This is a genomic window from Pseudomonas sp. UBA5706, assembly GCF_002419965.1.
Lineage (GTDB): Bacteria > Pseudomonadota > Gammaproteobacteria > Pseudomonadales > Pseudomonadaceae > Aquipseudomonas.
This window is the reverse complement of sequence record NZ_DIHC01000060.1, coordinates 55,401-69,300: the sequence shown is the minus strand read 5'-3', so window position 1 is coordinate 69,300 and position 13,900 is coordinate 55,401. Positions and strand designations below refer to the sequence as shown.

Sequence of the window (13,900 nt, the reverse complement as noted above, 5' to 3'; positions counted from 1 at the left end):
ACAATGAAAATCGGACTCATCGGCTACGGCAAAGGCGGGCGCTTTTTTCATGCGCCGTTGCTGGCCAGCCTTCCCGGCGCCACCTTTGCCGGGGTCGTGACACGCTCCGCCGAACGACGCCAGGCGTTGCAAAAGGACTACCCCAAAGTGGCGGCGTTCGACAGCCTGGCCGACCTGGTCGCGGCCGGAATCGACGCCGTGGTGATCTCTACACCGCTGGCCTCGCGACAGGCATTGATCCTGGAAGCCATCGAACTCGGCGTGCCCGTGGTCAGCGATAAGCCATTCGCCCCAAACGCCGAAGATGCCCAAGCGCTGGTGGATGTTGCTGAACGCCGCGGTGTGCTGCTGAGCGTGTATCAGAACCGTCGTTGGGATTCGGATTTTCTTACCGTACGCAAACTGATCGATCAGGGCGTGCTGGGTCGGATCACGCGTTTCGAGTCCCGGGTCGAGCGCTATTCGCCGTCATCGGTGGGCAAGGAGAGCGGCGGCGGCATTTTGCGGGATCTGGGCAGCCACCTGGTAGACCAGGCATTGCTGTTGTTCGGCCCGGCGCAGCGGGTCTATGCCGAGCTTGAGTTTGCTACGCCCGAGAAACAGGTTGACCACGGTTTTTTCGTTTCGCTGACTCATGCCAGCGGCGTGACCTCGCACCTGTGGGGCAGCTGTCTGCAAAATGCCCAAGGGCCAAGGTTTCGGGTCAACGGCTCGCAGGGCTGCTATACCGTCGATGGTCTTGATGGTCAGGAAGCCGCGGCACTGGCCGGGCTATCGCCCAAATCCGAAGGCGAACGCTGGGGTGTGGAAGAACATCGGCGCTGGGGCTGGTTCGAACAGGGCGAGCATCGCGAGCGCGTGGCCTCCGAACGTGGCTGCTGGGACGAGTTCTACCGCCAGCTGCAGGACGCGCTGATGAATCAGGGGCGCAATCCGGTGGACGCGCGGGAGGCCGTGACGTCGACAACCGTGCTGGATGCCGCACGCACCAGCGCGTTGGAAGGGCGCGTGGTGGCGCTGTAGATGAGTCACCCGTCGCCGTGCGGCTTGCTGGCGGTAGTGACTTCAAGAGCGCACCGCCGGCAGGCCGCACAGCAGCAGATTTTGTGTCATCGGACAGTCCTCTGAATGCGCGCTGTTGCGTAACTGTATGGCTTGCGGCGCGGCCATTTAGAGGACGCGACTGCCGGCAATTCGGGCTTCTGATACAGATGAATCGCAATAAAAAACCAAAATAGAAATAAGTTCTAAAATTTGTTGAAGTAGAAATTATTTTCCAATAGAGTCATTTCCAGGTTGCCGACTATCGACGTCCACACCTGATGTCCCAAGCTGATATTCAGGCCCCGCGACGCCAGGACGGACGACCGAAACAAAAACAAGAAAGCCAAAAGACAGGTACCGTCGATGAACATTTTCAAACATGCCGTCAAGGCTTGCCGGTCAGCATCACGCTCGCTGCTGACCCCCGCCCACACTGTCTCACGCATCAAGCCCGCTCTCGTCAATACGCTGGACCGATTCCTCGAAACCGTTGCCCGCGTGCTCTGTGTGCAGAGCCATGGCGTGATGGTCTGTGGCGCATCGGCATCGTCGGTCGCGCACTTTTCCAATCCTCACTTGTGCACCCCACACTCCGTTTGCAATTCGCAAACGCTGTCGTGAGCCCCTTCAGTCGTTAGCCAATTTCACTACAACAACAAGAATTGGAGAAAGACCGTTCATGAATACCAAAGCCCGTTTAACCTCTATGGCACTGGCCCTGATGCTCGGCAGCAGTGCAGCCTTGGCAGCCGACCTGAAGATCGGGGTTGCCATGTCCCAGTTCGATGACACTTACCTGACCTACATGCGCGAAGACATGGGCAAGAAAGCCAAGGACATGGGCGGTGTCGATCTGCAATTCGTCGACGGTCGCAACGATGTGAACAAACAGCTCGATCAGGTTCAGGAGTTGATCGGCAAGAAGGTCGACGCATTGATCGTCAACCCTGTCGATACCGCTGCTACCGGACGCATCACCAAAGCGGCCACCTCGGCCGGTATTCCACTGGTCTACGTCAACCGCCGCCCTGATGATCCGAACCTGCCCGCGGGCGTGGCCTCGGTCACTTCCGACGACAAAGAGGCAGGGCGCATGCAGATGCAGTACGTGGCGGACAAGCTCGGTGGTAAGGGCACCATCGTGATACTGCTTGGGGAACTGTCGAACAACTCAACCCGCGACCGCACCGAAGGCGTGAAAGAGGTGCTGAAAAAATACCCCGATATGAAAATCGCCGAAGAGCAGGAAGGCGCCTGGGGCCGGCAGAAAGGCATGGACATCACCAACAATTGGCTGACCCAGGGCCGAGACTTCAGCGCCGTGCTTTCCAACAACGACGAGATGGCCATCGGCGCGGCCATGGCCTTGAAGCAGGCTGGCAAAAAGCAGGGCGATGTGCTGGTCGCCGGTATCGATGGCACGCCCGATGGCCTGGCCGCGGTTAAAAAGGGCGACCTGACGGTGTCGCTGTTCCAGGACGCCAAAGGCCAAGGCGAGGGCTCCATCGACGCCGCGGTGAAGCTGGCAAAGAAGGAAGCATTGCCGCAGCAGGCCATCGTGATCCCCTTCAAGTTGATCACCCCGGAAAACGTCAGCACCTTCAAATAACGTTCACATCACGACAATTGACCGGACGCGGAGGGCGGTGCTGCCGACCCTCTGCCACCGCTGTCACTTGAGGAGCCTGTGACCATGTTCGCTTCCGCTACTGCTTCGACCGCTCCCATCCCCTGCGCAACGCCTGATGCCACTGCTGCCTCTGTCGCGCATCCTTATCTGCTGGAAATCAGCAACATCAGTAAAGGCTTCCCGGGCGTGGTAGCGCTGGACAATGTGGAATTGCGCGTGCGGCCCGGCAGCGTGCTGGCGCTGATGGGCGAGAACGGCGCGGGCAAGTCCACGCTGATGAAAATCATCGCCGGCATCTACCAGCCCGATACCGGTGAGATTCGTCTGCGCGGCAAACCGGTGGTGTTCGACACGCCGCTGTCCGCGCTGCAGTCGGGCATCGCGATGATTCACCAGGAACTCAACCTGATGCCGCACATGAGCATCGCCGAGAACATCTGGATCGGCCGCGAGCAGCTCAACGGCCTACACATGGTCGATCACCGCAGCATGCACCGTTGCACCGCCGAACTGCTGGAGCGGCTGCGCATCGACCTTGACCCTGAAGAGCAGGTCGGCAGCCTGAGCATCGCCGAGCGGCAGATGGTCGAGATCGCCAAGGCGGTGTCCTACGACTCCGATGTGCTGATCATGGACGAGCCGACATCGGCGATTACCGAGAAGGAGGTCGCCCATCTGTTTTCGATCATTGCCGACCTGCGCGCACAGGGTAAAGGCATCATCTACATCACCCACAAAATGAACGAAGTGTTTGCCATCGCCGACGAAGTCGCAGTGTTCCGCGACGGCGCCTACATCGGTCTGCAACGCGCCGACAGCATGGATGGCGACAGCCTGATCTCGATGATGGTCGGCCGCGAGCTGAACCAGTTGTTTCCCGAACGCGACACCCCTGTCGGCAAGCTGTTGTTGTCGGTGCGCGATTTGTCGCTCGAGGGTGTATTCGAAGGCGTGTCTTTCGATCTGCATGCCGGTGAAGTGCTGGGCATTGCCGGTCTGATGGGTTCGGGGCGCACCAACGTCGCTGAAACGATCTTCGGTATCACCCCCTGCACCGGCGGTGAAATCCACCTGGACGGTGCGCCGATCAGGGTCAGCGATCCGCACTTCGCTATCGACAAAGGCTTCGCCCTGTTGACCGAAGATCGCAAGCTCAGCGGCTTGTTCCCGTGCCTTTCGGTGCTGGAAAACATGGAGATGGCCGTGCTGCCGCATTACGCCGGCAGCGGCTTCGTGCATCAGAAAGCGCTGCGCACGCTGTGCGAGGACATGTGCAAGAAGCTGCGGGTCAAGACCCCGTCACTGGAGCAGTGCATCGATACGCTGTCTGGCGGCAACCAGCAGAAAGCCCTGCTGGCGCGATGGTTGATGACCAACCCTCGGGTGCTGATTCTCGACGAGCCTACCCGCGGGATCGACGTCGGTGCCAAGGCCGAGATCTATCGGCTGATTTCCCTGCTCGCCAGCGAGGGCATGGCGGTCATCATGATTTCATCGGAACTGCCGGAAGTGCTGGGCATGAGTGATCGGGTGATGGTCATGCACGAAGGCCAAATGATGGGCACGCTGGACCGTGCGCAGGCGACTCAGGAGCGCGTGATGCACCTGGCGTCGGGAAACGCGATGCATTGATGCCAGGGGCCTGCGGCAGGCCAGGGGCTTGTCACATGCCCAGGGCCTGTCGTGACCGGAACAAGAACAAAAGGCGCATATCAAGATGAACGCGATACTGGACAACAAACCGGCCCTGGCGCCGACCAAGCACAAACGGCGGATGCCCACCGAACTGAGCATCTTTTTGGTCCTGATCGGCATAGGCCTGATTTTCGAGGTGTTCGGCTGGGTCGTGCGCGATCAGAGTTTTTTGATGAACTCCCAGCGCCTGGTGCTGATGATTCTGCAGGTGTCGATCATCGGCATGATCGCCATTGGCGTCACCCAGGTGATCATCACGACCGGGATCGACCTGTCATCGGGCTCGGTGCTGGCGCTCACGGCGATGATCGCGGCCAGCCTCGCACAATCGTCCGACTACACCCGGGCCGTGTTCCCTTCGCTGACCGACCTTGCGGTGTGGATACCGATCGCTGCCGGGCTTGGGGTCGGGTTGCTGGCCGGGGCGATCAACGGCAGCATCATCGCCATTACCGGGATTCCTCCGTTCATTGCCACCCTCGGCATGATGGTGTCGGCTCGCGGTCTGGCGCGCTTTTACACCGGTGGCCAGCCGGTGAGCATGCTTAATGATTCCTACACCGCCATTGGACAGGGCGCGATGCCGGTGGTCATCTTTCTGGTAGTGGCGGTAATCTTTCATATCGCCCTGCGCTACACCAAGTACGGCAAATACACCTACGCCATCGGCGGCAACATGCAGGCGGCGCGCACGTCCGGGATCAACGTCAAGCGGCATCTGGTGATCGTCTACAGCATTGCCGGTCTCCTGGCGGGCCTGGCCGGTGTGGTAGCGTCGGCGCGGGCTGCGACGGGGCAGGCGGGGATGGGGGTTTCCTACGAGCTGGATGCGATTGCGGCGGCTGTGATCGGTGGGACCAGCCTTTCCGGGGGTGTAGGGCGGATCACCGGAACCGTGATCGGCGCACTGATTCTCGGGGTGATGGCCAGCGGATTTACCTTCATCGGTGTCGATGCCTATGTACAAGACATCATCAAAGGGCTGATTATCGTGGTTGCGGTGGTCATCGACCAATACCGCAACAAGCGCAAGCTCAAGCGCTGAAGGTTTCAGCCGTTATGGAGAAGGGCCTGGTTTCAGGCCCTTTTTGTTTTTGTGCGGCGGTGAACGCAATCGGCGGCAGTGGGTCAGAGACCGTCACGGCCTCGCGGGCCGACCGCCGTCTGGGGTGCGATCCGGCTTGCCGACGATGGCGATTTCAATGACGCAATCGCCGGCAAGCCGGGTCGCTCCAGGTAATGTCCCGATGCCTTGGCATCGATCAAAACCTCGGTTTCACCCAACACCCCCGGGGATCCGGGGGCTTGTTGAGCGATTGCCGATCAATTATGTTGCCGAGTAAGAACAGCGGCCTTAGACTGCCGCCCCTCGTAAATTGAGTGCCTGGTGGCGCTTGGAGACTACGGCGCTTTCACTATCGGGCCAAGGCGCTCCCTCGGTTCGCCTTAATGCACGTTTTTTTATAGAGAAATCAATGACCAAGGAAAAGTTGCTGGCGATGCCGGCCGATGACTACATGAACGCGGAGCAACACGCTTTCTTCGTCGAGCTGCTGCAAGCCATGAAAGTGGAAATCCACGAGCGCATCGAGCAGAGCCGTATCGCTATCGAAAGCCTGGACACCCCGGCTGATCCCGCCGATGCCGCTTCCGTCGAAGAAGAGCGCCACTGGCTGGTTAACGTGATCGACCGCGACCAGCGCATGCTCCCGCAGCTGGAAATGGCCCTGAGCCGTATTGCCGAAGACACTTTTGGCTGGTGCGATGACAGTGGTGAGCCCATCGGCCTGAAGCGTCTGCTGATCAGCCCGACCACCAAATACTGCATCGAAGCCCAGGAACGCCACGAACAGATCGACCGCCACCAGCGCCAAGCCTGATCCGGCGCGAAAGAGCGATGGCCCGACTGCCCTTTATGGGCAGTCGGGCCTTTTATCGTCCGGGTTTTCTTACGCGCGGACGCATGAGCCGAGCCGCGCGCGGACGCTGTCCATAAATCCGACCGATTACCACCAACGGCGCATGGCGCATGGCCTGTATCTGACGTTTAATGCTTTTCAAATAATGATAAGCAGGGTAGGTCAAGGATATGGCTGCTAACGCAAGCGACACAGGGACGCTTTCCCGGCAAGTTGAACCGGCGCCCACAGCGCGCCCTGTCTTACCCTCACACTGGCTGACGCCGACACTGCAAAGCCTGGTGTTGTGCGTGCTGTTGGTGGCTATGAACCGGGGTGAGGTATCGGTGTATGCCTGCCTGCCGCTCGCGCTATTGACCCTCTGGGTGCCGCGCATTCTGCGGCGACCCAGGTTGCCCGAAGCAGCAGACAAACAGGACGACATTGTCGAGAGCCTGACCCGCGATTTGTCGCGCAGCACCAGCCACAACGCGTTGTCTGCCGCGGCCGTGGCGTTTTCGGTGCGGCAACTGGCGAGCAGGCTGCAATCCCAAGTCAATGCCGCCGAGCAAATCGTCAGCAGTGCCGACGTGATGATTACCACTGAACGGGCCACGTCATCGCTCAGTCAGCAGGCCCTGAGCGCGGCCAGCGAAGTGCGTCAGAGCAGTGACGCCGGGCTGAGCGTGCTCAACCAGTCCATTGCGCTAATGCATCAGCTCAGCGAGCGCGCTGATAGTAGCCGTCAATCGATTGAAGCCCTCAGCCAGCGCAGTGAAGAGATTCAACGCGTCACCTCGGTTATCCAATCGATCGCCAGCCAGACCAACCTGCTGGCGCTCAACGCGGCAATTGAAGCAGCGCGTGCGGGGGAGCATGGCCGGGGGTTCGCTGTGGTGGCTGACGAAGTGCGTGGGCTGGCCGGTCGAACCGCGACGGCTACAGGCGAAGTGGGGCAGATGGTGGCTGACATTCAGCAGCGCACCGCTCAGGTGGTCGAACAGATTCGTCAACTGTCCGGTGACCTGGGCGGCGGCGTCGAGCAGGTAGAAACCACCGGACGACAGCTGGCAAACATCGCGCTACTGGCGGCGGGGGTGGAAGGGCAGGTCAACGAGATCGCCTTGGGCGCCGAGACCAATCAGGCGCAACTGAGCAGCCTGTTCGTTGCGGTCGAGCAAATGCGCAGCGACCTGGCCATCAGCGACGACCAGACCCGTCAATTGGCCCAGTCTGCCGTGCAAATGGAGGGGCAGGCCGAAACCATTAGCGAGCGACTGGCCGAGGTGGGCCTGGATGACTATCACCAGCGTATCTACGATTTAGCGCGGGAAGGCGCCAGCCAGGTTGCACGCAAGTTCGAACAGGACATTGATCAGCACCGCGTCAGTCTCGATGACCTGTTCGACCGCAGTTACCAACCCATCGCCAATACCTCGCCCGCCAAATACCAGACCCGCTTTGATCGCTATACCGATCAGGTGCTGCCTGCCATCCAGGAACCACTGCTCACGCGTCACGAGGGTCTGGTATTCGCCATCGCCTGTACTCAGCAGGGCTATGTACCGACCCACAATCAGGCATTCAGCAAGCCACTGACCGGGGATGTCGCTGTCGATACCGTGCAGAACCGCACCAAGCGCAAGTTCGATGACCGCACCGGCATTCGCTGTGGCAGCCACCAGCAGCCGGTTTTGCTGCAGACTTACACCCGTGATACCGGTGAGCTGATGCACGATCTGTCGGTGCCTATCATGGTTAAGGGCAGGCACTGGGGTGGCTTGCGCCTGGGCTATAAACCCGAGGGCGGCGCAACCCATCGCTGATCCGTGTTTTTTCAGCCAGCGAGGCCGGGGCAGCACCGCGCCTCGCTTAGTTGAAGATAGCTGGAAAAATAGTGAAGTAATATATAAGTATTATTTTAGGTTTCGACTTGTGTTCACGTATTTATATCGTTTGTAAGTTTTTGCTATTAGCGCTGTGGGATGTCTTAAGTTCTGAATTGTATTGGTCTGATCTTTGAGTGGGATGTTTCTGAAGTTAGCTTTTGTGCGTTGACGATTCACTATGTAAGCGCATTCTGTGAGTTATATGTCCGAATATGTAAGTGATTGTTCGGCTTTTAACGTGTATTCACAGGTAATTTACATATGACAGCACTACACTCAGCTACAGTGTCCCGTAGCGCAACCGGCAAACTGCGGGTCATGGTGCGGATCGGGGTGTTTTTCGATGGCACGGGCAACAACCGCGTCAACAGCCAGATCGGTGCGGACTGCCAGGCGATGGCCGAAATCTATAAGGGAGCGCATATCAAAGAGTGCGCCGGTCGTCACAGCGATCCATCCAGCAGTTACAGTAATGATCTGACCAACATCGCAAGATTGGCCGACCTTTATAAGCATCAACCCCGGGCGTTAAATGAAGGCATCGGTCTTGTGGCCTATGAGTCGATTTATGTGAGTGGTATTGGCACTACCTCGCGAGGGCGAGACTCGCGTTTGTCAGGTCAGGGATTTGGCCGCGGTAATACCGGCGTGCTCGCCAAAGTTGCCAATAGCGTTAAAAAGATAAACCTGTTTCTCGGTGCTTTCGAGTTGCACAATCCGGGTTGTGTCATCGCAGGTCTGCAGTTTGACTTGTTCGGTTTCAGTCGCGGCGCAGCCGCGGCCCGTCATCTGGCCAACGAAATACTCAAGCAGTCGCAGGGCCTGCTAGGCCCTGTGCTCGATCCGCGCAAGCTGCCGCTGTCTGCCGACTTTTCCTGGGGCGCCGCCAGCGTACGCCTGAAGGTCATCGGGCTGTTCGACACAGTGGCGGCGGTGGGCGGCATCTCGGACCTTGGCAATGTGCGTGATGCCGTTAATGCGCGGGTCAATTTGTTCCTGCCTCCAGGTTGTGCGCAGCAGGTGCTGCATCTGGTGGCAGCCGACGAGTACCGTCGCAACTTTGCGCTTAACAGCGTGATACCGGACTGGCCGCGGGAGATCGCACTGCCTGGCAGCCACTCGGATATCGGCGGTGGCTACCAGCCGCAGAGCGTGGAAACGGTAGCGTTGACTCGCCCCCGTCGCAGCCTGGTCAGCGCCGGCACCTCGTTCGACCGCACGGATGCGTGGCTGCAGACCCATGCCGAAATGGCCGAGCTGGATGCCCAGCGCTGGCTCGATCCGCAGGATGCTGACGCCTCGATCAGTATCGAGTGTTTCGAGCGTATGGGGCAGCGAGGGCGAGGCATGAAGACCGTGGTGGCCAGCGTGAAGCTGCAGCGCCGCGTGTTCGGCCATCTGTCGCGGGTGTATTTGAGGGTCATGCATGGCTTGGCTTGCGATGAGGGAGTGCCGTTCAGGCCGATTCCCGATAACGCAGATTTCAGCCTTCCACCGGAATTGCGTGGCATCGCGGTAAAGCTCATGGCTTACGCCCGAGGGCAGGGTGGACCGTTGTCAGCGCAGGAGTTGCAGCTACTCTATCGGCGCTATATCCATTGTTCCGCGCACTGGAACGGCACGCTGGGAAGAAGCGGCGGCCTGGTAGACAGTTTTTTCGTGAATGCGCCTGCCGTTGACGGACGTCGGCATTTTCCGAATGTCCATCGGCCCGGATGCCCTACGTGAGGCCAGTCATTTCCGTGCGGGCGGCCTGATACGGCCGCCTGCACTTCAATGGCTTTCTTTACTCTTTAGGGTGCAGCCGTTGATTCAATTCATCGACAACCGGTGCCCAGTCGTCATCTTGCCGCAACTTTTCTTTTAGAAAAATGGCTTGCTGCTGCGTCCAGAACTCGGCATCAATCAGCTTTACGTCATTAGAGAGCGGGTGTTGGCCGATGAAGGAATCGATGCTTGCCTCATCGGACTCCAGTCCCAGTTGTTCAAACAATGTTGCAAGCGTCGGCGTATCGAGTTCCATGTTGTTCTCCCTGGTGGGCCGTAGCCGCATGTGGTGTGTTCAGTCGTGCATGAGAGTGCGCAAGCAGGGCAAGAGTTCTAAGCATTTGCCTGCACGACACAGCCTCGGCGTTGGGGGCGCGCCGTTTGAAGACAGTCTCGCCCAAGGTTTCATGCACGGATACAGCTACATTACGGACGAAAGGCATATATCCCGTATAGACTCTGACCCGGTAGAATCCACCGTCGTGCCAGTGTCCGGCACCGTGGACGCACTGTCTTTCTTTTGTCTTTTCCTTGCCTGGCCTCTGGCCGGGCGAGTTCATATCAGGTTGGGAGTTTGTACATTGGCAGTAAGTAATCTGGATACCCATGCGTTATTCGTGCTTGGCGATTTGCGCGCGAAGTTGGTAAAGCAGTTCCAGGCACGTTTCGTTTATGTCATCGAGCAGTCCCCCGAAGGGATTTACATGTCCGAAATCGACACCGAATCCGCCCTGGTGGTCGATGACAAGCCGCGCCTGGAACTGAAAGTCGGCGACCACTTTCGCGCTGCCGTGCTACCCAGTCGCGAAGGCGGCAAGTTCGAGATTCGTTTTCGCGAGATCAAGATGACGGTTTATGGCTTGGGCGAATACGCGTTCGTCGACGTGCCCGAGGGTCACGGTATCGTATTCAAGGAATCGCACAGCGTGGTCATGGTGTTCGCCGCCCACGAACAGATCCAGCTGGGCCTGAGCAAAATCCTCAAGGCCGCGACCGCCAAGGCCGCCAAATGGCGCAAGGGCGAACTGGTGTTCAAGGCCAGCGAATAAATCGCCAGCCTCGAGTGCTAATTGATTCAAAAGCGCGTCTGCACCGCCAGCTCGAACGTTCGCGGTTCTCCCAGGTAGTACGCCGGTGACACATGGGCGAAGCGCGCGTACACCTCATCGGTGAGGTTGCCCACCCGCCCCGTGATGGACGTCTGCCGGGTCACCTTGAAGGTCAGGAAGCTTCCATAAAGTGTGTAGGACGGTACCGTCTGGGTATTGGCATTGTCGGCATAAACCGACGCCACGTAGCGTGCGTCCAGGCCTGCTTGCCAATTTGGCGTGAAATCGTAAGTCAGCCACAGGTTACCCACTCTGTCCGGGACGTTGGTCGGGGTATTGCCCTTGCGCGAGACCACGACCCCGGCGGCGTTCTTTTCGCTGAACTCGTCGTACTGCGCATCGACCCAGGCAATGTTGCCCTCCAGTAGCAGCGCCGGCGTAATTCGTAGCGAGCTTGCCAGTTCGACGCCGCGCGATGATTGTTGGCCCACCGGGAGGCTGTTGGTGGGGTCCTGCGGGTCGGTCATGGCGAAATCCTTGCGCTTGATCGTGTAGGCGGCCAGGGCCGCCGAGCCACGGCCTTGCAGGTAGTCGAACTTGCTGCCGATTTCCCATTGCTTACCGGTGGAGACGTCGAAATTCTGCGTGCCACCGGGTTGTTCGGCAGCGGTGCTGTATTGCAGATAGAGGTTGGCGGTCGGCAGAAATTGCCAGGTCAGGCCGGCGCGACCCGTCACCGGCTGCCAGTCGCGGCGCAGATGACGTGGGTTGCTGTTGGTCACTTCGCGGTGATTGATCACGTCCAGAGCGATATCGTCGTAGCGCAGTCCCGTTACCAGCGACCACTGATCGTTGAGCGTTAGATGGTTTTCAGCGAATAACGCCCGGGTCGTCACCTGATGGGTCTTGTCCTTGACCAAACCGCGCCGCGTGCCCGGCAAGTCATAAAAGTGTCCGGGATCGAAATGATCCGGGTCCACGCTGTTGTTGGCCGGGACATTCCAGGGATTGTTGGTGGTGCTGTTAACTTTGTATTCGAGGCCCGTCGCCCAGGTGGTGGGCATGCCCAGCAGATTGCTCTGGTGGCGCAGCTCGAACTGATCGCCGCTTTGGGTGCCTTGGTGGCGCACCAGATAGGCCGTCGAGCGGTTGATGGCAGTGTTTGTAGCGTTGTATTGGTAGGTTTCCAGATTGCGGTAATCGCGTTGGCTGTCCAGATGGTAAAGCGTGTTGCGCAGTGTGGTGGTGTCGTCGATACGGTAGTCGATGATCGAACGTACCCATCGTGTGCGCTGTTCGTACAGGCCGTCGTCGACGTTGTAGTTGCGAAAACGATCGTGTTTGTCGATTTTCAGATCACCGACTTTGGGGTTGAGCACAGGGGTGCCCCAGTACGGGCTGTCTTCGTGCTCGTCCTGATACTCCAATGCCAGTGTGTGCGACAGGTTCGGCGTAAGGTCGCTGAGCAGGGAAAGCGCAACGTTCCAGGCATCGTTTTGCTGACGATCGATGTAGCCGTTGCCAGTGGTATGGCTGACATCGAGCCTTGCGTAATGCTGCTCGTCCGAGGTGGGGGCGCTCAATGCATGGTTCAGGCCGAAGGCGGTTTGCGTGGTATCAAAACTGGCGTAGCTGACGCGGCCTTCGGCGACCCTTTCATCGCGGGTAGCCAGTTTGGTGACGTAGTTCAGCGAGCCGCCCACGGAGCCTGCACCGTTCATTGATGAGGATGGCCCGCCGAGTAACTCGACCCTGTCGTAAATCCAGCTGTCGACTGGCCTGGCCAAGCCGGTTGCGACGTTGATGCCATTGAACATCTGGGTGACTTGGGCGCTGGTGAAGCCGCGATACGAGATGAACCCGCCAAACCCCGGCGGAGCGCTGGCATTGATTCCGGGCAGGGCATTGGCGGCGTCCTGAAAGTGATGCGCGCCACGGCGATCAATGTCGGATCGGTTGGCGACGGCAATCGAGGCAGGCGTCTGTCGCAGGCTCAGGCCCAGGTGGGTGCCGCTGGCGGCGGATTGTTCGAGATCGAGCCCAGGGGTGGGTATCTCATCACCGTTGACCGTAACGGGAGCGAGGTCGATAGGGGTTTGCGCGTGGAGGACAGGGGATAGCGCGCCGATAAAACCGGCGAGCAGGGGAATACGTTTCATGGCCAGAACCTGAAAAAAATGTGCGCAGAACCCGGACCTTCAGAGGCTGTCGTGCTGAAGTCGCTACCGGATGCAGTCTGCGCCGCCCAGGCCTGAGTAGCCGCAAGGCTTACTGGCGCTGGCACCTGCACGATCGCTGCCGTCAGCAAGCCATGCAGCGACGGGAGGTCAACGCGTCAAGGCTACAAAAGTGCGCGCTGACGGCACGGACGAGCGCATCCGAAAGCCGGGTCAGTTAAGGGCTGAAGTCAGATCAGGAAAAAAGGCGGGGCGCGGGGATTGGCGGTTGGCCAATGAAAGGCAGGAGGGATTTCATAGGAGGCCACGACCGCAGGCGGTGGGCTGTGTTGTTCCGGGAGGATGGCCAGGGTCAGGCTGGAGTTCAGCGCTGGCCCCATGCCGCCTGTTGAGCACAGCGGACAACCGAAGGCTGCGGAAAGCGTCGGGGTTTTTTGCTCGCCCGGATTGAACGGATTGACCGCCAGCGCGCGGCCATCGGAGGAACAGAACTCGCCGCCGATGCCGTTGAGCTGCATTCCGACCATTTGGCCATGACCGATACTGCAGGCGAGCACGTTGAACAGGACGCAGCAGTAGAGCATCCATGCGATCAGGTGTCGGTCTGAGCGGGTCAGTTTCATGGCGCGGGAATGTAGCAGAAGTGATGCGATAAGTGGTGTGCGACAAAGTGGCGCGAACCACCCTAGAAATGCGAAGAGCGTTAGCTCAAGCCCAGCATTTGCTTTTCCTGCGCGTCAACACGATGCGC

General features: G+C 59.2%; 11 protein-coding genes and 1 pseudogene. 9 read left to right on the top strand and 3 right to left on the bottom strand.

Annotation, left to right across the window (positions count from 1 at the left end; genetic code table 11):
• Positions 1 to 3: 3 nt before the first annotated feature.
• From B3I26_RS27145 to B3I26_RS27110, 8 genes and pseudogenes are all read left to right on the top strand, one after another.
• Positions 4 to 1,023, top strand: a complete 1,020-nt coding sequence (locus tag B3I26_RS27145; protein ID WP_296262451.1) for a Gfo/Idh/MocA family protein — start codon at positions 4 to 6, stop codon at positions 1,021 to 1,023.
• A 384-nt stretch (positions 1,024 to 1,407) separates the two neighbouring features.
• On the top strand, positions 1,408 to 1,665 hold the full coding sequence (locus B3I26_RS27140) for a hypothetical protein (protein WP_296262449.1): 258 nt from the start codon (positions 1,408 to 1,410) through the stop codon (positions 1,663 to 1,665).
• Between the two features lie 58 nt (positions 1,666 to 1,723).
• Positions 1,724 to 2,653: a sugar ABC transporter substrate-binding protein gene (locus B3I26_RS27135; protein ID WP_296262447.1), complete on the top strand. Its 930-nt coding sequence runs from the start codon at positions 1,724 to 1,726 to the stop codon at positions 2,651 to 2,653.
• An 84-nt stretch (positions 2,654 to 2,737) separates the two neighbouring features.
• Complete coding sequence (locus tag B3I26_RS27130) at positions 2,738 to 4,306, top strand: sugar ABC transporter ATP-binding protein (RefSeq protein WP_296262445.1); 1,569 nt, start codon at positions 2,738 to 2,740, stop codon at positions 4,304 to 4,306.
• Between the two features lie 85 nt (positions 4,307 to 4,391).
• On the top strand, positions 4,392 to 5,414 hold the full coding sequence (locus tag B3I26_RS27125; RefSeq protein ID WP_296262444.1) for an ABC transporter permease: 1,023 nt from the start codon (positions 4,392 to 4,394) through the stop codon (positions 5,412 to 5,414).
• 430 nt (positions 5,415 to 5,844) lie between these two features.
• The gene (locus tag B3I26_RS27120; protein ID WP_296262443.1) at positions 5,845 to 6,249 is read left to right on the top strand and encodes a TraR/DksA family transcriptional regulator; all 405 of its coding nucleotides are present in this window, start codon (positions 5,845 to 5,847) and stop codon (positions 6,247 to 6,249) included.
• 809 nt (positions 6,250 to 7,058) lie between these two features.
• A pseudogene (locus tag B3I26_RS29025) lies at positions 7,059 to 8,093 on the top strand (methyl-accepting chemotaxis protein); the annotation flags it as partial.
• Positions 8,094 to 8,417: 324 nt separating this feature from the next.
• Positions 8,418 to 9,884, top strand: a complete 1,467-nt coding sequence (locus tag B3I26_RS27110; protein ID WP_296262441.1) for a T6SS phospholipase effector Tle1-like catalytic domain-containing protein — start codon at positions 8,418 to 8,420, stop codon at positions 9,882 to 9,884.
• Positions 9,885 to 9,942: 58 nt separating this feature from the next.
• On the opposite strand, the gene B3I26_RS27105 is transcribed toward B3I26_RS27110, so the two are convergent.
• Positions 9,943 to 10,179: a DUF2789 domain-containing protein gene (locus B3I26_RS27105; RefSeq protein ID WP_296262440.1), complete on the bottom strand. Its 237-nt coding sequence runs from the start codon at positions 10,177 to 10,179 to the stop codon at positions 9,943 to 9,945.
• Positions 10,180 to 10,504: 325 nt separating this feature from the next.
• On the opposite strand from B3I26_RS27105, the gene B3I26_RS27100 reads away from it, so the two are divergent.
• The gene (locus tag B3I26_RS27100; protein ID WP_296262439.1) at positions 10,505 to 10,972 is read left to right on the top strand and encodes a hypothetical protein; all 468 of its coding nucleotides are present in this window, start codon (positions 10,505 to 10,507) and stop codon (positions 10,970 to 10,972) included.
• A 26-nt stretch (positions 10,973 to 10,998) separates the two neighbouring features.
• Here the strand turns inward: B3I26_RS27100 and B3I26_RS27095 are convergent, their stop codons facing one another.
• Positions 10,999 to 13,131, bottom strand: a complete 2,133-nt coding sequence (locus B3I26_RS27095) for a TonB-dependent receptor (protein WP_296262438.1) — start codon at positions 13,129 to 13,131, stop codon at positions 10,999 to 11,001.
• A 248-nt stretch (positions 13,132 to 13,379) separates the two neighbouring features.
• Entirely contained in the window at positions 13,380 to 13,772 is a 393-nt protein-coding gene (locus tag B3I26_RS27090) for a DUF2946 domain-containing protein (protein ID WP_296262437.1), read from the bottom strand.
• Positions 13,773 to 13,900 lie beyond the last annotated feature (128 nt).